The organism is Stenotrophomonas sp. CASM110, assembly GCF_049384345.1.
Classification (GTDB): domain Bacteria; phylum Pseudomonadota; class Gammaproteobacteria; order Xanthomonadales; family Xanthomonadaceae; genus Stenotrophomonas; species Stenotrophomonas muris.
The window spans coordinates 1-19,988 of record NZ_JBMRGI010000024.1 but is presented as its reverse complement, the minus strand read 5'-3'; the positions used below and the strand labels follow the sequence as shown (position 1 = coordinate 19,988).

The 19,988-nt window shown below is 66.7% G+C and carries 17 protein-coding genes; 7 read left to right on the top strand and 10 right to left on the bottom strand.

Annotation, left to right across the window (positions count from 1 at the left end; translation table 11 throughout):
* Positions 1-144: 144 nt before the first annotated feature.
* The 3 genes from VG561_RS17880 to VG561_RS17870 all read left to right on the top strand — a co-directional run bounded on the left by VG561_RS17880 (position 145) and on the right by VG561_RS17870 (position 2,866).
* A complete protein-coding gene (locus tag VG561_RS17880) occupies positions 145-1,371 on the top strand; it encodes a multidrug effflux MFS transporter (protein ID WP_032960036.1) in 1,227 nt (408 codons plus the stop codon).
* Positions 1,372-1,511: 140 nt separating this feature from the next.
* Positions 1,512-2,405, top strand: coding sequence for a siderophore-interacting protein (locus tag VG561_RS17875; protein WP_032960029.1), 894 nt, complete (start codon positions 1,512-1,514; stop codon positions 2,403-2,405).
* Between the two features lie 68 nt (positions 2,406-2,473).
* Positions 2,474-2,866: a hypothetical protein gene (locus VG561_RS17870; RefSeq protein ID WP_197574708.1), complete on the top strand. Its 393-nt coding sequence runs from the start codon at positions 2,474-2,476 to the stop codon at positions 2,864-2,866.
* Positions 2,867-2,986: 120 nt separating this feature from the next.
* On the opposite strand, the gene VG561_RS17865 is transcribed toward VG561_RS17870, so the two are convergent.
* The 4 genes from VG561_RS17865 to VG561_RS17850 all read right to left on the bottom strand — a co-directional run bounded on the left by VG561_RS17865 (position 2,987) and on the right by VG561_RS17850 (position 9,771).
* Positions 2,987-4,951, bottom strand: coding sequence for a M2 family metallopeptidase (locus VG561_RS17865; RefSeq protein WP_075077156.1), 1,965 nt, complete (start codon positions 4,949-4,951; stop codon positions 2,987-2,989).
* A 591-nt stretch (positions 4,952-5,542) separates the two neighbouring features.
* Complete coding sequence (locus VG561_RS17860) at positions 5,543-7,192, bottom strand: phosphoethanolamine transferase (RefSeq protein WP_075075619.1); 1,650 nt, start codon at positions 7,190-7,192, stop codon at positions 5,543-5,545.
* Positions 7,189-7,956 (bottom strand): phosphatase PAP2 family protein, encoded by a 768-nt coding sequence (locus VG561_RS17855; RefSeq protein WP_197575496.1) that lies wholly within the window; start codon positions 7,954-7,956, stop codon positions 7,189-7,191. Before VG561_RS17855 ends, VG561_RS17860 begins: the two co-directional genes overlap by 4 nt.
* Before the next feature lie 111 nt (positions 7,957-8,067).
* Entirely contained in the window at positions 8,068-9,771 is a 1,704-nt protein-coding gene (locus VG561_RS17850) for a glycosyltransferase family 39 protein (protein WP_197575494.1), read from the bottom strand.
* 131 nt (positions 9,772-9,902) lie between these two features.
* Between VG561_RS17850 and VG561_RS17845 the strand changes: the two genes are divergently transcribed.
* Together VG561_RS17845 and VG561_RS17840 are read left to right on the top strand one after the other, a co-directional pair.
* A complete protein-coding gene (locus VG561_RS17845) occupies positions 9,903-10,616 on the top strand; it encodes a response regulator transcription factor (protein WP_014648011.1) in 714 nt (237 codons plus the stop codon).
* Positions 10,603-11,889: a sensor histidine kinase gene (locus VG561_RS17840; protein WP_032958989.1), complete on the top strand. Its 1,287-nt coding sequence runs from the start codon at positions 10,603-10,605 to the stop codon at positions 11,887-11,889. The genes VG561_RS17845 and VG561_RS17840 overlap by 14 nt, the downstream gene beginning before the upstream one ends.
* 86 nt (positions 11,890-11,975) lie before the next feature.
* On the opposite strand, the gene VG561_RS17835 is transcribed toward VG561_RS17840, so the two are convergent.
* On the bottom strand, positions 11,976-12,365 hold the full coding sequence (locus VG561_RS17835) for a VOC family protein (RefSeq protein ID WP_197575492.1): 390 nt from the start codon (positions 12,363-12,365) through the stop codon (positions 11,976-11,978).
* 158 nt (positions 12,366-12,523) lie between these two features.
* Between VG561_RS17835 and VG561_RS17830 the strand changes: the two genes are divergently transcribed.
* The gene (locus tag VG561_RS17830) at positions 12,524-13,774 is read left to right on the top strand and encodes a DUF819 domain-containing protein (RefSeq protein ID WP_053496043.1); all 1,251 of its coding nucleotides are present in this window, start codon (positions 12,524-12,526) and stop codon (positions 13,772-13,774) included.
* A gap of 117 nt (positions 13,775-13,891) precedes the next feature.
* Here the strand turns inward: VG561_RS17830 and VG561_RS17825 are convergent, their stop codons facing one another.
* A complete protein-coding gene (locus VG561_RS17825; RefSeq protein ID WP_032958992.1) occupies positions 13,892-14,116 on the bottom strand; it encodes a YbdD/YjiX family protein in 225 nt (74 codons plus the stop codon).
* Positions 14,116-16,197: a carbon starvation CstA family protein gene (locus VG561_RS17820; protein ID WP_014648006.1), complete on the bottom strand. Its 2,082-nt coding sequence runs from the start codon at positions 16,195-16,197 to the stop codon at positions 14,116-14,118. Before VG561_RS17820 ends, VG561_RS17825 begins: the two co-directional genes overlap by 1 nt.
* 215 nt (positions 16,198-16,412) lie before the next feature.
* On the opposite strand from VG561_RS17820, the gene VG561_RS17815 reads away from it, so the two are divergent.
* Entirely contained in the window at positions 16,413-17,264 is an 852-nt protein-coding gene (locus VG561_RS17815) for a pirin family protein (RefSeq protein WP_423179847.1), read from the top strand.
* 128 nt (positions 17,265-17,392) lie between these two features.
* Here the strand turns inward: VG561_RS17815 and VG561_RS17810 are convergent, their stop codons facing one another.
* From VG561_RS17810 to VG561_RS17800, 3 genes are all read right to left on the bottom strand, one after another.
* On the bottom strand, positions 17,393-17,851 hold the full coding sequence (locus VG561_RS17810; protein WP_423179846.1) for a hypothetical protein: 459 nt from the start codon (positions 17,849-17,851) through the stop codon (positions 17,393-17,395).
* Between the two features lie 197 nt (positions 17,852-18,048).
* Complete coding sequence (aqpZ, locus tag VG561_RS17805) at positions 18,049-18,768, bottom strand: aquaporin Z (RefSeq protein WP_142235301.1); 720 nt, start codon at positions 18,766-18,768, stop codon at positions 18,049-18,051.
* Positions 18,769-18,889: 121 nt separating this feature from the next.
* Entirely contained in the window at positions 18,890-19,753 is an 864-nt protein-coding gene (locus VG561_RS17800) for a pirin family protein (protein WP_005410608.1), read from the bottom strand.
* Positions 19,754-19,988: the final 235 nt, after the last annotated feature.

Sequence of the window (19,988 nt, the reverse complement as noted above, 5' to 3'; positions counted from 1 at the left end):
GTGCGTTTTGTGCACTGCTGCATGGCATCAGGCGCAATCCCCACCTATGATGGGCGGATACCCGAATTCATCTGGCGCCGTCCCTGCTGCAGGGGACTGGCGCCGCCGTGCGTGCCGCGCATGGCCCTGCCGGACGCCTTCTCCATGACCGCCGCTGTTGCTCCTTCCACCCGCCGCATGGCCCTGCTGCTCGCCGGCCTGGCCATGTTCGGTCCGTTCTCGATCGACACCATCTTCCCCGCGTTCCCGCAGCTGGCCCAGCGCCTGGCGGTGGACGAGGTGGCGGTGCAGCAGACCATCAGCGTGTACCTGCTGTTCTACGGCCTGATGAGCCTGGCACACGGCCCGCTGTCCGATGCCTGGGGCCGCAAGCGGGTGATCCTCGGCGGCCTGGTGGTGTTCGTCGGCGCCTCGGTCGGCTGTGCGCTGTCCACCGATCTGACCACGCTGCTGGGGTTCCGCGCCCTGCAGGGCCTGTCCGCAGGCGTCGGCATGATCGTCGGCCGCGCGGTGATCCGCGACCTGTACCACGGTCACGACGCGCAGCGGCTGATGAGCCAGGTGTCGATGCTGTTCGGCATCGCCCCGGCGATCGCGCCGATCATCGGTGGCTGGATCCTGCTCAGCGGTGCTGGCTGGCCGCTGATCTTCTGGTTCCTGGTGGTGTTCGCACTGGTTCTGCTGGCGGCCACCGCCCGCTACCTGCCGGAGACCCATCCGCTCGAAGCGCGCGTTCCGTTGTCGCCGCGGGTGCTGATGCGTGATTACGTGCGCATCGGTTTCAATCCGCGCTTCCTGCGCCTGGCGCTGGCCGGCAGCATCGGTTTCGGTGGCATCTTCCTGTACATCTCCTCGGCACCGGTGTTCGTGATGCAGCACCTGCACCTGGGCGAGGGTGGTTTCGCCTGGCTGTTCATCCCCACCATCGGCGGCATGACCACCGGCTCGTTCCTGTCCGGGCGCATGGCCGGGCACACCACGCCCACCCGCCAGGTATCCATTGGTTTCGGCCTGTGCGCGCTGTCGGTGCTGCTGAACGTCGGCTACGTCGCGCTGGCGCCGCAGTTCGTGCTGCCGTGGGCGGTGCTGCCGATCTTCCTGGGTGGCATGGGCATGGCGCTGATCTTCCCGATCCTGGCGCTGGCGGTGCTGGACATGTACCCGCACCAGCGCGGCCTGGCCTCGTCGCTGCAGGCCTTCGTGCAGCTGATGATCAGCACCGTGGTGGCCGGCGTGGTGTCGCCGCTGCTCAGCGCCAGCCCGCTGCACCTGGCGTTGGGCCAGGCTGGGTTCTTCGGCGCCGGCTTCGTGTTCTGGTACTGGGAACACCGGCGCGAACGCGCGGCGCAGGCAGCCTGCACGGGTCACTGAGCAGCGCGCAGGGGTAGGGCGGGCCGTGGCGCCCGCAACGCTTGCGGCGGGAAACCGCCGGACTAGGCTGGGCACTCCAGCCAGCCGGTGCACAGGTGCACGACAGCCAGCCGATCCACTGTCGTTGCATGAGGTTCCCCATGGCTGCGCAGCAGACCTACCGCCTGTTCGAGGTGGCGCTGAAGGAGCGCCGCGTTCTTTCCCCTTCCCTGGACCGCATGGTGTTCACCGGTGCCGACGTGGCGCGGATGACGACCGGAGGGCCGGACCAGCGCATCAAGGTGTTCTTCCCCTTGCCCGGCCAGGAGGCGCCGCAGGTCCCCAGCGGCGAGGACTGGTACCCACGCTATCGGGCCCTGCCGGACGATCAGCGCCCGCCGATGCGCACCTACACCCTCCGCCAGCTGCGTGCAGAGCAGGGCGAGGTCGATGTTGATTTCGTGCTGCATGGCGAGACCGGGCCGGCCTCGCGATGGGCCATCCATGCACGGCCGGGCGACCGCGTGGTGCTGCTGGCCCCGGATGCCGACTGCGCCGACAGCAGCGAGGGCTGGGAATGGAAGCCGCCGGCCGGCGTTGGCCAGGTGCTGCTGGTGGCTGACGAGACCGCGCTGCCGGCAGTGGCCGGGATTCTCGAGGAACTGGCGGCCAGGGTGGATCCGCCGCGTACGCTGGCCCTGCTGGAAGTGGCGCAGGCCGGTGATGCGGTTCGCCTGAAGGCGCCGGCCACGGCCGAGCTGGTCTGGTTGCCGCGCGGGCAGGCGGCGTACGGGGCGCCTCTGTTGCAGGCGGTGCAGGCGCGCCTGGCCGCCTCGAGCGTGGTCGCTGGCGAAGAACTGGAAGAGATCGACGTCGACGCGCAGATCCTCTGGGAACAGGCCGATGCCAGCGTGGCCGGGCCGCTGTATGCCTGGGTGGCAGGCGAGGCGGGAGCGGTGATGGCGATCCGTCGCCATCTGGTCCGCGAGTGCGGGCTGGACCGCCGCACGATCACCTTCATGGGTTACTGGCGGCACGGGAAAGTGTTGGACTGAGGGGGTGTGAAGCGGTGTGGCGGGCGGGGTGCGCTATCCTTGCGCCCCCCTCGCAGCGGTACCGCACCATGTCCACCAGCTCCAAGACCCGCCGCGACCAGCGCCGTCGCCAGGAAAAGCAGGCCGCCAACAAGGCCGCTGCCCAGGCCTCGCCGGTGGAGCCGCATGCGGAACTGCGCGACGCGCAGCGCACCCTGCTGGCCGGTGTCGTGCGCCGCGATGGCGAATGGGTGCTGGGCATGGACGGCCGTATCGCCGGCCACAGTGACTCCGCCGCGCAGGTACTGGCGCTGATCATGCAGGCCGGTGAACTGCTCGAGCGCAACGGCACGCCGGTGCGCCTGATGTACTCCGATGCGCTGCGCGACGCCGCACAGGCCGAAGCGAAGGAAAAGGGCCAGACCTTCGAGGAGTTCAAGGCGGACCTGGCCGCGGCGATGGCGGCGAAGAAGGACAGCTGACAGGCATTCCGGTAGAGCCGGGCGCTGGCCGGCTGCCCGCGGGGTCTTCATCGCGTGGTTGCCGGCCAGCGGCCTGGCACTACCAGGAAGGGGCGGATCCTTGCGGACCCGCCCCTTTTCTCATTTCGCCGCCGGTGCCGCGTTGGCCTGCCAGCCGCACATCTGGCCTTCGTTCTGCTGCTTCAGCCACTCGTTGACCGGCGTGAAGTACTCGATCATCGGGCCGGCATCGAGCTTGTCGGTGCCGGTCAGCTCCTTCAGCGTGGCCTGCCACGGCTGGCTGGCACCCTTGCTCAGCATCGCCCAGTATTTCTGGCCGGCTTCCTTGTTGCCGTAGAAGGTGCACTCATGCAGCGGGCCCTTGTAGCCGGCCGCGTCGCACAGGCCCTTGTAGAACTGGAACTGCAGGATGCGCGCCAGGAAGTAGCGGGTGTACGGGGTGTTGCCTGGCACGTGGTACTTCGCGCCCGGATCGAAGAACTCCTCGCCACGGGTACTGGCAGGCGCCACGCCCTGGTACTTGGCCTTCAGGTCCCACCATGCCTTGTTGTAGTTGTCGGCGGTGATCGAACCATCGAACACACCCCAGCGCCAGCGGTCGATCATCAGCCCGAACGGCAGGAACGACACGCCCGACAGCGCCATGCGCATCTGGTTGTTGATGACCGCTTCGCGGCTTTCGGTCGGCGTATCGACCAGGCCGATCGAGCTGAGGTACTTGGGGGTCATCGCCAGCACGATGGTGTCGCCGATCGCTTCATGGAACCCATCGTTGGCACCGCCCTGGAACAGCGGCGGCAGCGGGTTGTAGGCCAGGTCGTAATAGATGTGGCCCAGCTCGTGGTAGATGGTGGTGAAGTTCTCTTCGTTCGGCTTGATGCACATCTTGGTGCGCACGTCGCCTTCCATGTTCATGTCCCAGGCGCTGGCGTGGCAGACCACGTCGCGGTCGTCGGGCTTGATGAACTGGGTGCGTTCCCAGTACGACTGCGGCAGCGACGGCATGCCCAGCGACACGTAGAAGTCCTGCGCGCGTTCGGTCATCTGCTTGGCGGTGCGCAGTTCGGCCTCGCGCTGCGCCTTGTACTGTGCGGCCACGTTGGCGTCCTTGCCGGCCTTGGCCAGCGCCGCGCTCAGGTTGGTCTGGTACTGCTTCTCCAGCGCCGCGGTGATGTCCAGGCTGCCGGCGCCCGGGTACGGTTCCAGCTGGTCCCACAGGTTCGACCAGTCCTGCTGCCACATGTTGCCCAGCAGGTGCGCGGCGATCAGGCCGTTGCCCACTTCGGCCTTGTCCTTGCCGTAGGTCTTGTCCAGCTTGCCGCGTGCGTAGCAGTGCAGCTGCTCGTACATCGGCTTGACCTGTTCCCACAGGCGGTCGGTTTCCGGGCCGATCTGCTCCGGCGGCATGTCATAGCCGCTGCGCCACATCTGGCCGGCATCGGTGAAGCCCATGCCCTTGGCGCCTTCGTTCACCAGGCCGACGAACTTCTGGTAGTCGCCGCGCATGTTCTTGGTGGTGCTGTGCCAGCCCTGCCAGGCGTCGAGCTGCTTGTCATAGTCGCGGCTGCGTGCCAGCACCTGCTCCAGCTCGCCCAGCTGGCGGCAGGAGTTCGGATCGTTGGCATCGGTGCAGTACTTGCCGGCGCCATAGCTGCCTTCCATGCGGGTGGCGATCTGGGTCAGCTCGGCCAGCTTGGCCGGGTCGCGCGGTGCCGGCATCGACGACATCAGCTTCAGCAGGTGGATCGCGCGCTTGCTGTCCTCGCTCATCGGCTTGCCGTCGAACTTCGCAGCCTGTTCGATCCAGCTGTTGAGCTGGGTCAGCGAGCGCTCGTTGGCCTTGGCCGCGATGCGTTCCGAATCACTATTGATGTAGGTGGAGGACAGCCACTGCGCCGAGGTCATCTCCGGGTAGGCGGCCTTGAACTCGGCATTGATGCGGGCCACGAACTGGTCGGCGGTTTCGCCGGCCGGGGCGCTGCTGCTGGCGGTATCGGTGCCTGGGGCAGCTTCCTTCTTGCAGGCGGCCAGGGCCAGCGTGGCGGCGGCGATTGCCGAGGCCAGCAGGAGATGACGGTGTTTCACGGGCGGTCCTTGGGTGGTGAACGACGGCCGAAGGCTAGTGGGCAGCCGCTGCCTCCGCAAGTGGCGGAAGTCGGCCGGGCGGCGCCCGGCACCCGCAGAGGCCTTCAACAAACGGCAAAGCCGAAGCAACAGCAACAGCGGACTATCCGTGGTTTGGCGGGGCGGTGTCGGAGTGCGGGGACGCCGCAAGTACGTCCGTGTAGGCTTGGCAGCCGCATCCATGCGGCTGACACCCCGCACTCCGACACCGCCCCACCTCTGACAGATTCCGTGTGCTGTCGGTAGGTGTCGACCTTGGTCGACACATCTGTCAGATATCGACAATCAAAATGGGGTCGGATCCGTTTTCCTACGGAAAACGGATCCGACCCCATCGGCATGTCCAACAGATCGCGGAAAACTGTCGAAGGCGGGGTGGGTCCGGTGGCGGGAGTGTCCGCGGCATGGATGCCGCGGCCAAGCCCCCAAGGATGGGTTTACGGCGTCTCCCGCCACCGGACCCACTCCACCATCCCACGGAATGCACGCTGTTGCTGTTGCTTCGGCCGTTGCCCCTGCAGGTGCAGGGCTGCAAGCCCTGCCGAACACTCCTCAACTCTCGCAGTTGGCGAACACGTCGCGGTCGCGTTCGTACAGCGAGGTCTTCACCTGCATCAGGCCCAGCACCGACGGGAACAGGTTGTCATGGTCGGTATACGCCGCCGAACGCTTGCGCACGCACTGCAGGTCCAGCCCACGGCTGCTGGCGAAGCCTGGCGAGAACCACATCGTCATCGGTACCCGGGTCTGCTCGGCCGGGGCGATGGCGTAGGGCACGCCGTGCAGGAACAGGCCCTTCTCGCCCAGCGACTCGCCGTGGTCGGACAGGTAGATCATCGCCGTGTCGTAATCCTGCATGCCCTGCAGCGTGCCGATGGTCTTTGTCAGGAAGTGATCGGTGTACAGCACGGCATTGTCGTAGCTGTTGGTGATCTCTTCGCGCGAGCAACGGCCAATGTCACGGGTATCGCAGGTCGGGGTGAAACGGCGGAATGCGGGCGGATAGCGCTCGAAGTAGGCCGGACCGTGGTTGCCCAGCTGGTGCAGCACCACCACCCGGTCGCCGGGCCTGGCGCGTACCTGGGTGGCCAGGTCCTGCAGCAGGATCTCGTCCATGCAGCGGCCATCGGCGCACAGGCCCGGCGTGGTGGCATCGGACAGCGACTGGAAGTCCAGGCCTTCGCACACGCCCTTGCAGCCGGACTGGTTGTCACGCCACAACGGTGCGATGCCGGCACGGTTCAATACGTGCAGCAGCGACTGGTGCGCGCGGATCTTCTTCTCGTCGTAGTCATGGCGGCCCCACGGCGAGAACAGGCACGGCAACGAAACCTCGGTGCTGGTGCCGCACGAATGCATGTCCGGGAAATTGATCACGCTGGCCTGCGCCAGTTCCGGGGTGGTGTTGCGGCCACCGTTGAGCCCCCAGTTCTGCGCACGCACGGTCTCGCCCATGACGATCACCAGCAGGCGCGGCTTGCTGGCCGGCGCGCGCGGGGTGGCCTTGGCATCGGTGCCGATCGGCAGCTTCGGCGCGCGCTGCACCGGATTGTCGCCACGCAATGCACGCGGCATGCCCAACAGGACATTGGCCGGTGTCGCGAGATAGCGCACTTCACGCTGGTTGCGCATCAGTGCCGAGACATCCTGGAACGAGATCAACGCGCCGCCGACAGCCGTCACTGCCGCCACCACCAGGAAGCCGACGCGCCAGAGCAGGCTGCGGCCCCAGCTGCGGCGGCGCAGCTGCACGCGCCACAGCACCACCATCGGCAGCACTGCCAGCAGCAGTACCGGCCACAGCAGCGATACCGTCATCAGCTCGCGGCTTTCCTTGGGGTCGGTCGCCAGCACGTTGCGCAGCATGTCCGCATCCAGGTAGATGTGGTAGCGGCTCATGTAGTGTGCGGCGAATGCGGTCACCAGCAGCAGCAGGCTGATCACCACTTTGGCGTTCCAGCGCCAGACCAGGATGCCCAGCAGCACGCCGTGCGCACCCAGCAGCAACAGCAGCAGCGACAGCGCGTAGCGCAGGCTGCCCGGATGGCTGGCCATCGCGCTGTGCCAGAACAGGCCGTTGCCGGCCACCGCGAAGAACAGGCTGGTGAACGCGATCAGTGCTTCGGTGGACAGCTGTGGCCGCCAGTGGCGAAGACCCGCCAGCGCAGAAGCGCGGGCGGGGCGTTGGACCGATGCACTCATGCGTTTGCCTCCTGGCGGTTGGGACGGTCCAGCTGAGGGCGGATCAGGATGCCTTTGACGATCAGGTACAGGCCGAGTGACAGCAGCCAACATATCAACGCGGTGGCAACGTCATGCGAAAGGAAATGCGCGCCGCGCAGCTGCTGGCCGATGCCGAACACCAGGCCGGTGCCGAGGCCGATCCACAAGCCTGCCCAGCGCCACGACGGGCGCCACAGCAGGGCGAAATAGTACAGGCACAGCCACGCATAGCCTGCGCTGGCGTGGCCGGCAGGGAAGCAGGCCTGTGCGGCCATGCCGGCCGGGCGCTGCGTGAAAAGCCCGATATAGGGCTGATGGCCACCATAGCGCAGCAGGTCCCAGGGACATTCCATCGGCACCAGGGTCTTCAGCAGGGAGATCACGCCCGTACCCAGCGCCATGCCAATTACGACATAAAGCAGCGCCCATCGCAGGGTGCGATCGCCCCTCTTGCGCCAGTGGTGCACGCACAACAGGATCGCGACCAGCGCCGCCGACGTGCTCAGCCACTTGCCGGCCTTGTGCACCACCGTGCGGGTGACCCAGGCGTCCTGCAACGCCCAGTGGCCACCTTCGAGGCGGAACAGGTGATCGGCCACCCATTGATCACCGCCGAAACCCATCAGCAGCGTAAACACGGGCAGACCGATTGCGACAGGCAGCCAGAAGTGAGTTACGGCGAATCTTGACGCCAGTGGTGATGTCGCAAGCGGCGCTGCCGCATCAATGGGACGAACGGGCATGCTGGGAAGGGGCGGTTCGGGAATCCGCGCTCATGCTCGTCACCTCGATGTCGGAGAAGGGTCGGACGCCCGTTCGCGCCGGGTTAATGAGTCCCCGGCGCGCGTCACCGTTCAGTCTTCTTCGGCGGTCGATCCGGTGCGCTCGGCGTGGCACTTCGGGTCCCAGGCCGTACCGGGAAGCAGTTGCCAACGATTCCTGTTGGCAATGCCGATGTCGATCACCTTCGCCGGGTCCACGCAGGGGCTCATCGCATCGTCCAGCACCAGCACCCAGCGCTTGCCCGGCGCCTCGGCCAGCCACGGGCCGGCGTCATGCCATTGTTCGGCCCAGGGGCGCTTGAAGCCGAACTCGCGCACCGGCCGATCTGCCTGCAGCAGGTTCTGTTCGCGCCAGGCGACCAGTGCCAGCTCCGCGTCCGGGCCGATCCGCGCGCCCACCCGGCGCATCACCGCCGACGCTGATGCGTACGGATCCAGCGCCGAGATCAGCACCAGGCCGTAGAGCATCCACAGCATGCCGTGGGTCAGCAACACCAGCGTTGCGGCACGTCGCACCCGCAGCCACACGATCAACGTGGCCAGGGCAATGGCAAAGGTCAGCAGGCCATCTCCCAGCACCGGCAGCAGCGAATCGGGCATCGCCCGCCGTTCCAGCTGCGCCAGGGCCCACGGATGTTCGGTCATCAGCATCACGCCGAGCACGCCGGTGGCCAGCATCAGCACCACGGTGTAGCCGAACAGGTAGCGCCGCACGCAAAGCCGTCGCAGCAGGCCAGGCAACAGCGGGGCCACCGCCAGCGCCATCGCCGGCAGCATTGGCAGCACATAGACCTCGCGCTTGCCGGGGCTGGCACTGAAGAACACCAGCACCAGCAGCGCCCAGCCCAACAGCAGCCATTGCCGGCAGTCACCACGGCGGATGCGGCGCCACCAGGGTTTGAACAGCATCGGCAGCAACAGGCTGCCCGGCAGCCACAAGGTCAGGATCACCTGCAGGTAGTACCAGACCGGCTGGCGGTGGTGCCAGGCGTTGGCGTAGCGGGTGCCGGTCTGCTTGAACAGCAGTTCGTGGGCGTAGGACTGCAGGGACGCGCTGGGCTCATGCAGCAATGCCCAGCCCAGCGGGGCAAGCCACACCGCCACGCCCAGCAGGAAGGCCGGGATCAGCCACAGCAGCGTTGCCGGGTGCGGACCGTCCACGCTGCGCCCGCGGCGGCGCTGGTACAGCCACCAGCCGAACCACGGCAGCACCATCAGCAGCGGCAGGAACCCCACGCCCTTGGTCACCGTGCCGAGGCCAGCGGCGAAACCGGCCAGCCACAGCGCGGGCAGGTTGCGGCGCTCGCACAGGTGGCGCATCAATCCCCACAGGGCCACCGTGGTCATGCCGACCAGCACCATGTCGATCTGCGCGCGCTTGGCCATCAGGCCGAACTGCAGGGTGCAGAACAGCGCCGCGAGGGCGTACAGGGAATGCCGCGGCGACCACAGCCGCCGTGCCAGGTCCGACACCAGCCACAGGCTGAGCAGGGCGCCCAGCAGCGACGGCAGCAGGAACGACCATTGCCAGCTGCCGACCACCTCGTAAGCGGCCGCCTGCAGCCACATGAAGACCGGCGGCTTCTCCGCGTACAGCTCCACGCCCCGGTGCGGCAGCAGCCATTCCCCACTTTCGACCATGGTACGGGCCGCCAGCACGAAGCGCGGCTCGTCCGGCGGCTGCGGCTGGCGCAGGCCGATACCGGCGGCCAACGCGGCGATGATCAGCAGCCACAACAGGGGCAGGCGCCAATGGCGGGGCAGGGCTACGGGCACGGCAGGCTCCGGGAGCAAAACCGCCACTCTGACGTGGCTGGGGTAGGAAAGGCGTCGGAGCGGGCGCAGGGCGACCGCATTCCGACATGGTCGGCGCTACCATGGTACGAACTTCCGTGGATCTTTCGTGCATGCGTCTGTTGGTGATCGAGGACAACCGCCAGCTGGTGGCCAACCTGTTCGACTATTTCGAGTCGCGCGGGCACGTGCTCGACGTGGCCCCGGATGGCATCACCGGCCTGCACCTGGCAGGCAGCCACCCCTACGATGCGGTGATCCTGGACTGGATGCTGCCGCGCATGGAGGGGCCGGAGGTGCTGCGTCGCCTGCGCGCCGAGCACGCGTCGGAGGTGCCGGTGATCATGCTGACCGCGCGCGACGAGCTGCCGGACAAGATCGCCGGCTTCCGCGCCGGTGCCGACGACTACCTGACCAAGCCGTTCGCCCTGCCCGAGCTGGAAGTGCGGCTGGAGGCGCTGCTGCTGCGCGCGCAGGGCCGCAATCCGCGCAAGCGCCTGCAGGTGGGCGACCTGGTGCTGGACCTGGCGACCCTGGAAGCCCAGCGTGGTGGCCAGGTGCTGCACCTGTACCCGGCCTGCCGCAAGCTGCTGGAAGTGCTGATGCGCGCCAGCCCCGGTGCGGTCACCCGCCAGCAGCTGGAGTTCGCCCTGTGGGGCGACGAGCCACCGGATGGCGATCTGCTGCGCTCGCATGTCTACGAGCTGCGCCGCAGCGTCGACGGCCCGTTTGCCGACAAGCTGATCCATACGCTGCCGCGGGTGGGCTATCGGTTGGCGCTGATGGACGCTGCCGACGCAGGCAGGAATGCTGATGAGGGCGCGTAAGCCGGGGCCGCTGTACCGGCGGGTGGTGTGGTGGTTGCTCGGGTACCTGGCACTGCTGTCGATTGCAGTGTTCAGTGTCGGCAACTACGTGCACGAACACGCCGAGCACGCCGCGTGGCGCGCGCTGCTCAATTCCGAACTGGACAGCATCGTCGAGCATGTCGAGCACGAACCTCACTATCGCTGGCAGGACTCGGACACGCTGAGCCTGTACCGCTTTGACGCAGTCAATCTGCCAGAGAGCCTGCGCTCCCTGCATCCTGGGTTGCATGACGGAGTGATGGTCAAGGGCCGCGAGACGGCGGTGATGGTCCGTGAAACGCAGTCGATGGGACGGGTGGCGCTGGCGCTGGACATCTCCGATTTCCATGACCTGGAACAGTTCGCCACGCGCTGGGTGATGCTGGCCGGGGTGATCATGATCTTCGTCACCGTGCTGATGGCGTCGTTCGGCATGGAGCGGATGGTGCGTCCGTTGAGCCTGCTGGCACAGCACATTGCCGGGCTGCGGCCGGGCGTGCAGGGCCAGCGTATCGAAGTCGATCCGCGCGGCAGCGCTGAGCTGCATACCATCGCCGGTGCGTTGAACGACTATCTGGACCGCAACGAGCAGTTCGTCGAGCGCGAGCGGGTCTTCATCAGCACCGCCAGCCACGAACTGCGCACGCCGATCGCGGTGATGACCGGTGCTGCCGAGCTCGCGCTGGAGCAACCGGGCCTGCCCGAGCGCGCCCGCCAGCAGATGCAGCGGGTGTTGCGCACAGCGCAGAGCGTGGAGCAGCTGATCGAGCTGCTGCTGGTGCTGGCGCGTGATCCGGCACGCCTGGCCGCGCGTGCCGAGCGCATCGCCCTGGACCAGCTGCTGCCGGAGATCGTCGACGACCATCGCCACCTGCTCGGTGACAAGGACCTGAGCATCGGCATCCAGGCGGCGCCGGTGGATATCGTTGCGCCGATGGCAGTGGTGCAGGCGGCGATCGGCAACCTGCTGCGCAATGCCATCGAGAACAGCGGCCGCGGCCATATCGAGCTGCAGCTGAGTGCGTCGGCGGTGCTGACGCTGCAGGACCCAGGGCATGGCATGAGCCCGGAGGAGATTGCCGCCATCCACGCGCGCATGGCCCGTGGCGGACGCGCCGATCGTGGCAGCGGCATCGGCCTGGACCTGATCGCGCGGCTGTGCGAACACCTGGGCTGGACCCTGCAGCTGCAGCCCTGCGAACCGCGCGGAACGCGTGTCACGCTCGATTTCAGTGCCTCGCGCCCGGCCTGATCCGGCCGTCCTGGTAGATGCCAACCTTGGTTGGCATGCGGCCCGTCGACCAAGGTCGACGCCTACCCACGCAATGGCTGTTCGCATTACCGCCCGTTCGGCCGCGCCACGTGCTGGTCGATCAGGATCACGTTGCCGTCGGGATCGGCCAGCTGCAGGTAGCCGGTCCCCTGGCCATCGGGGTCAGTGCGGACTGCCAGTTCGATGCCCTTGGCATCCAGTTCCGCCTGCAGTTCACGCACATCCTGGAAGTGGGGCAGCTCCTGCCTGTGCTGGTCCCAGCCGGGGTTGAAGGTCAGCAGGTTGCCCTCGAACATGCCCTGGAACAGCCCGATGACCGTGCCGTTGCTGCGCATTACCAGCCAGTTCTGCGTGGGATCGCCACCGGTGACCGAGAACCCGAAGGCTTCGTGGAACGCGCGGGAGGCGGCCAGGTCCTTCACGGACAGGCTGACAGAGAACGCACCAAGCTGCATGGGCCTGCTCCACAACGGTGATGCCGTAATCGTCGTCAATGCAGGGGAAGGCGACAAGCAGCGCAGCATGACCAGGCGTGAAGACAATGTTAATCTCGACCTGCGCCGCTTCATGCGGCGCTTTTTTTTCTCCGCTCTTTCGATCGACAGAGGATCCCATGCCGACCGAACCCGCTACCGCCCTGATCAGCAACGACATCGTTGGACTGGGCCTGATTGCCGCCACCCTGGCCCTGATCTTCTGGGCCGCCAGTGGTCCGACCCCGTTGTTGAAGAAGATCTTCGCCTGGGTGCCGGCACTGCTGCTGTGCTACTTCATCCCCGCCATCTACAACACCGCCGGTGTCATCGATGGCCACAACACCTCGCTGTACAACCCGGTCGCGCGCGACGTGCTGCTGCCCGCTGCGCTGGTCCTGCTGACACTGTCGATCGACCTGAAAGGCGTCATCAAGCTCGGCCCAAAGCTGCTGATCGTGTTCTGCGCCGGTACCGCCGGCATCATGCTCGGCGCCATCGTCTCGTTCCAGCTGATGAAGCTGATCCATCCGGAAACGGTGGCCGGTGATACCTGGGCCGGCATGGCCGCGCTGGCCGGCAGCTGGATCGGTGGCGGCGCCAACATGGTGGCCATGCGCGAGGTGTTCGGCACCGATGCCACCACCTTTGGCCAGTTCGCGGTGGTCGACGTGGCCTGCGCCAGCCTGTGGATGGCGATCCTGCTGTTTTTGGCCAACCGCGCGCAGCAGATCGATACCCGCAACGGTGCCGACACCCGCGCCATCGACGAGATGAAGGCACGCATCAGCGCCTACGAGGCACAGAACGCGCGCATTCCCAGCATGACCGACCTGATGGTGATCGTTGGCGTGGCATTGGGTGGCGTCGGCCTGGCCCATGCCATCGCCGCGCCGTTGTCGGGCTGGTTCAAGGCCAATGTCAGCTGGGCCAGCCAGTTCAGCCTCGACAGCCAGTTCGTCTGGGTGATCCTGCTGTCCACGGCGATGGGCCTGGGCCTGAGCTTCACCCGTGCGCGCCGGCTGGAAGCCGCAGGCGCTTCGCGGCTGGGCACGGTGTTCCTGTACTTCCTGATCGCCTGCATCGGCATGCAGATGAACCTGCTGTCGCTGCTGGATCGGCCGTGGCTGTTCCTGCTTGGCGCGATCTGGATGGCCACGCACGTGCTGGTGCTGTGGGGGGTAGCCAAGCTGCTGCGCGCGCCGCTGTTCTTCTTCGCGATCGGTTCGCAGGGCAACATCGGCGCGGCCGCCTCGGCCCCCGTGGTGGCCGCAGCCTTCCATCCGACGCTGGCGCCGGTGGGCGTGCTGCTGGGTACGGTGGGCTATGCCACCGGCACCGGGCTGGCGTATGTCACCGGCCTGATTCTGAAGTGGATGGCCGGCGCCTGAGTCCTGGCCGGACGATCCTGTTGCGGGTTCGCGGCGTGCGCCGCGAACCCGCTCTGCCCGTGTAGAGCCGAGCCCGCGCTCGGCTTTCTTTTGCCTGCTGAAAGGCAGGCCTGGCCCTCAGCAGCAGCGCCCGCCGTTGCGCCCGCCGTAACGCGCTTCCTGGCGCTCGCGGAAGAACGTCTTGTAGTCCATCGGCTCCTGGTCCGGGTGCTTATCCAGCATGTGCCGGACGTAATTGTCGTAATCAGGAATGCCACAGCACAGTCGTGCGGTCTGCACCAGGCGCCGCCAGATGCGGCGGTGCGCCTGGTACTGGCCGGCGGGAACCAGTTGCGTGCTCATCACAGATCCACCATTTCATGCGGCTTCAGCGCCACGTACGGGGTCTCGCGGTCGCTGCGCTGCGGGTTGCGGCGTGCCGCCAGGATGGTCTTGATCGAATACACCAGCACCGCGCCGACCACCAGCAGGAACAGCGCGGTCAGGCCGGTGTTGACGTAGGCGTTGACCACGATCTGCTTCATCTGCGCCACCGACTTGGCCGGTGCAGTGATCGTATCGCTGGCGAGCGCGGCCTGGAACTTGTGTGCCTGCGCCAGGAAACCCTGCGCCGGGTTGCTGTCGAAGATCTTGATGAAGCCGGCGTAGGTGGTGCAGATCAGCAGCCACACCGCCGGTACCGCAGTGACCCACGCATAGCGGTCACGCTTCATCTTGAACAGCACCACCGTGCCCAGCATCAGCGCGATGCCAGCCAGCATCTGGTTGGAGATGCCGAACAGCGGCCACAGCGTCTGGATGCCGCCGAACGGATCGACCACGCCGGTGTAGAGCAGGTAGCCCCATAGCGCCACGCAGCCGGCGGTACCGATGATGTTGGCGGTCCACGACTCGGTCTTCTTCAGGGCCGGCACGAAGTTGCCCAGCAGGTCCTGCAGCATGAAGCGCCCGGCGCGGGTACCGGCGTCCACCGCGGTCAGGATGAACAAGGCTTCGAACAGGATCGCGAAGTGGTACCAGAACGCCATCATCGCGTCGCTGCCACTGGGAATCGCTTCGTGCAGGATCTGCGCGATGCCTACCGCCAGCGTCGGTGCACCACCGGCGCGGTGCAGGATGGTCGGTTCACCAATGGCGGCCGCGGTCGCGGTCAACTGCTCGGGGGTAATGGTGAAGCCCCAGGTGTTGGTGATGTAGTGCGCCGCCGAGGCTGCATCGGCACCGATCACGGCGGCCGGGCTGTTCATCGCGAAGTAGATGCCCGGATCGATGATCGAGGCCGCCACCAGCGCCATCACCGCCACGAACGATTCCATCAGCATGCCGCCGTAGCCGATGTAGCGCATGTGCGCTTCATTGGCCAGCAGCTTCGGCGTGGTGCCGGAGGAGATCAGTGCGTGGAAACCGGAGACCGCACCGCAGGCGATGGTGATGAACAGGAAGGGGAACATGCCGCCCTTCCACACCGGGCCATCACCGCTGGCGGCGAACTGGGTCAGCGCCGGCATCTTCAGTTCCGGCATCACCACCAGGATGCCGATGGCCAGCGCGATGATGGTGCCGATCTTGAGGAAGGTCGACAGGTAGTCGCGCGGGGCCAGCAGCAGCCACACCGGCAGCACCGAGGCGACGAAGCCGTAGCCGATCAGCATCCAGGTGATCTGGGTGCCGGTGAAGGTGAACGCCGGCCCCCACACCGGGTCGGCGGCGACCTTGCCGCCGTACCAGATCGCGGCCAGCAGCAGGATCAGGCCAACCACCGAAATCTCGCCGATCCTGCCGGGGCGGATGTAGCGCATGTACACGCCCATCAGGATCGCGATGGGCATCGTCGCGATCACCGTGAACATGCCCCACGGGCTTTCGGCCAGCGCCTTGACCACCACCATCGCCAGCACCGCCAGGATGATGATCATGATCAGGAACGCACCGAACAGGGCGATGGTGCCGGGTACCTGGCCCATCTCCTCGCGCACCAGGTCACCCAGCGAGCGGCCGTTGCGACGGCTGGACAGGAACAGCACCATGAAGTCCTGCACTGCGCCGGCCAGCACCACGCCCACCACCAGCCACAGCAGGCCGGGCAGGTAGCCCATCTGCGCGGCCAGCACCGGGCCGACCAGCGGGCCGGCGCCGGCAATGGCGGCGAAGTGGTGGCCGAACAGCACGTGCTTGTTGGTCGGCACGTAGTCCAGGCCATCGTTGTTGATCACCGCCGGGGTGGCCCGGGTCGGATCCAGCTGCATCACCTTGTTGGCGATGAACAGGCTGTAGAAGCGGTAGGCGACCAGGTACAGCGAGACCGCGGCCACCACGATCCACAGTGCGTTGATGTGCTCGCCGCGGCGCAGGGCGACGGTGCCCAGACAGAATGCGCCGAGCAGGGCGAGTGCCGCCCAGCCCAGTTTGGAAAACCCTTTCATGAGGTGCTCTCTCCCGGAAAGACAGTCAAAGAGTCCTGCTTGCCCACGACAGGGTCAATTGGCACAGGACGAATCGGCGGTAGTACTTTGGTCGTACGACGGTGGCGCTGACGTGCAGCCAACATCAGGGATGGAACAATTGGTTGCGGTGCCATCCATTGGCGTACGGCCATGTGGCGTCCATCTTCAGGGGCATCCATCCCACAGGAGTCGCCATGAGCCTTCCCGAACCGGTCCGCGTGCTGCGCACCATCCGTGGCATGCCCACCTCCGACGGTGCCGGCGTGCGCCTGACCCGCGTCATCGGCGGCCCGACGCTGCCGGACCTGGACCCGTTCCTGCTGCTCGATGAATTCGGCACCGACCGGGCCGAGGACTACATCGCCGGCTTCCCGGAACACCCGCACCGCGGTTTCGAGACCGTCACCTACATGCTCGACGGACGCATGCGGCATCGCGACAACCATGGCAACGAAGGCCTGTTGACCCCGGGCAGCGTGCAGTGGATGACCGCTGGCCGCGGCCTGGTGCACTCGGAGATGCCCGAGCAGGAAAGCGGGCAGATGCGTGGATTCCAGCTGTGGGTGAACCTGCCGGCGAAGGAGAAGATGACCGAGCCGAAGTACCAGGAGTTCGCGCCCGAGCGCATTCCCGTGGTGCAGCCGGCAGCCGGCGTGGAAGTGAAGGTGATCGCCGGCTCGGTCGACGGCACCTGCGGCCCGATCGTGCAGCCGGCCACCGAGCCGCTGTATCTCGACATCACGTTGGCGCCCGACCGGGCCTGGACTTACACGCTGCCGGAAGGCCACAACGCCTTTGCCTATGTATTTGAAGGCGGACTGACGGTGGGTGAACAGGACGCCGCCCGTGATGTTGCGCGCCAGGAGCTGGCGGTGCTGGGCGGCGGCGAACAGCTGCATGTTTCGGCTGGCAGCGAAGGCGCGCGGCTGATCCTGGTGGCCGGCCGTCCGTTGCGCGAGCCGGTGATGCGGCACGGCCCGTTCGTGATGAACACGCGGCAGGAACTGATGCAGGCCTTCGTCGATTTCCAGGAAGGCAGGTTCTGAGGTAGTGCCGGCCGCCGGCCGGCACCTGCTTTTGATCAGGACCGAAGGGTTTGCCGGCCGGCGGCCGGCACTACCTGCCGATCGAGGTGCATTGCGGGGATGCTGCCAGGCAGTCATCCCCGTCACCTTCAGCGCCCGGCGGCCACGGCCAACGGGGTCAGGCTCATGCCCTGCGCCAGCTGCTGCAGTGAGCTCAGCTCCTGCGCGCTGTCCGGATACAGCGCAATCTGCGCGTAACGCCCTTTGTCGATCTTGACCACGCTGATGCGCCGTTCGGCGTAACCCGGCGGTTGCTGGCCGCCCAGGTCGGGCTGGTACCAGTACAGCGATTCACCGCCGAAGCTGCCTTTTTCCTGGCGCAGCGAGCGGCTCAGCGGAATGGCGGGGTCACGCGCGCTGAGCATCAGGCTCAGTACTTCGCGGCCATCAGGGGTGCTGGCGCGGCAGACCAGGAAATCGGCCTCCACCTGCTGCTGCCACTGCAGGCCACTGCTGGCTGGCAGCGAAGGACATTCGGACGGCGCCTGCGCGGCGGTCTGGGCCGCAGCGAACAGCAGGCTCGACAACATGACAGGCACGAACTTCATGCATCCCCCAAGGTGATGAGTTGTTTGGCTCCGCCAGCAGGGCCGGCGGCCGTGGCATCCCATCCCCGGATGCCGCCCCATCCGGCATGTGCACGGACGGTCAACTCAACCTTAACGGAACGTGAGCAATCGCACAATTCGCGGTTGCAGAAGTAACCATTGCGGCCGAGGGTGGGCCGCAATGGGAGCCGCGTGGATCAGCGGTCGCTGCCGATCCACTTGTAGATCAGGCCGCCGATCGCGCCGCCCAGCAGGGGAGCGACCCAGAACAGCCACAGCTGGCTGACTGCTCCGCTGCCGGCAAAGAAGGCCACGGCGGTGGAGCGGGCCGGGTTAACCGAGGTGTTGGTGACCGGAATGCTGATCAGGTGGATCAGGGTCAGCGACAGGCCGATCGCCAGTGGGGCGAAACCGGCCGGTGCCTTGCCGTGGGTGGAACCCATGATCACGATCAGGAACACCGCCGTCAGCACCACTTCGCACAGGAAGGCGGCTGCCACGCTGTAGCCGCCGGGCGACAGCGTGCCATAGCCATTGCTGGCGAACGCACCCGCCTGGCTGCCATCGATGGCGAAGCCACTGGCGCCGGAGGCGATCTGCAGCAGGATGAAGCCGGCCAGCAGACCGCCGGCAACCTGGGCGATGATGTAGGGCACCAGATCCCTGGTCGGGAAACGACCACCGGCCCACAGCCCGACGCTGACTGCCGGGTTGAAGTGCGCGCCGGAGATATGGCCGAACGCATAGGCGCCGGTCACCACGGTCAGGCCGAAGGCCAGCGCCACGCCGAGGAAACCGATACCCAGCGGATTGCCGTCGCCACCGAACTTGGCGGCCAGCACCGCACTGCCACAGCCACCCAGAACCAGCCAGAACGTGCCGAGGAACTCGGCGGACAAGCGTTTACCCATGCTCATGTGTTGCACTCCTTTGACGATCTAAAGTGTGATTTATGTCACATTTCAGTGATCAGCGGGTGACTGTAGCGTCAACGCCGGGTGCAGGGATACACCTTCAGATGTGTGCAACACGCGATGTTCAGTACTGCGGAAGTGGGATGAATTCCTTGTCGTCGCCCGGAATGGTGCCGAAGCGGCCGGCTTCCCAGTCGTGCTTGGCCTGCTCGATGCGCTCCTTCGAGCTCGACACGAAGTTCCACCACAGGTGGCGCGGGCCATCCAGCGGCTCGCCACCGAACAGCATCGCCTTCACCGGCGTCTTCGCGCGCAGGCGGCCTCGTGCACCGGCTTCGGGGATCACCAGGTGCTGCGCGGGAATATCCACGCCATCCAGCTGCGCGTCGCCCTCGAGGATGTACAACGCGCGCTCGCGGTGGCCGTCGTCGATATCGATTTCCGCATCGGGGTCGAGATCGATTGCCACGTTGAGGGTGTCGGCGAACACCTTCACCGGCGATTCCTCGCCGTACGCACGGCCGGCGATCACCCGCAGCCACGCGCCGTTGCGACGCTGCTCGGGCAGGGTGGCAGCGGCATGGTGGTAGAACGCCGGCTCGATCTCTTCATGCGACTTCGGCAGCGCGACCCAGGTCTGCATGCCGTGGATCGGGTTGTCGTGATCGCGGTCCGGCTGCGGCGTGCGCTCGGAATGGGCGATACCGCGGCCGGCGGTCATCCAGTTGACGTCACCGGGACGGATCACCTGATCCGAACCCAGCGTGTCGCGGTGGCCGATCGCGCCCGACCACAGGTAGGTGACGGTGGCCAGGCCGATATGCGGATGCGGGCGCACGTCGATGGCGGTGCCGGGGTGCATGAGTGCCGGGCCCATCTGGTCGACGAACACGAACGAGCCGATGCTGCGCGCCTGCAGGGTGGGGACGGCGCGACGGACTTCGAGGCCGCCGATGTCGTGCACGCGCGGGGCGATGATGGTGGTCATGCGGGCGTTCTCGCTGGCAGGGATCAGGTGGTGAGCATCGCATGCAGCTGTGACGGGCACATGCCCCGTATGGGTAACAGGGTGTTCCAGCCAACGGCGCAGCCCCTCGTGGCTGTGGGGTTGGTTGCGTAAAGCAAAAGCCGCGCTTGGCCGGGCGGGGTGGGTTCGCGGGGGACGCCGTGAATCCGTCCCTGGAGGCTTGGCCGCGGCATGGATGCCGCGGACACCCCCGCGG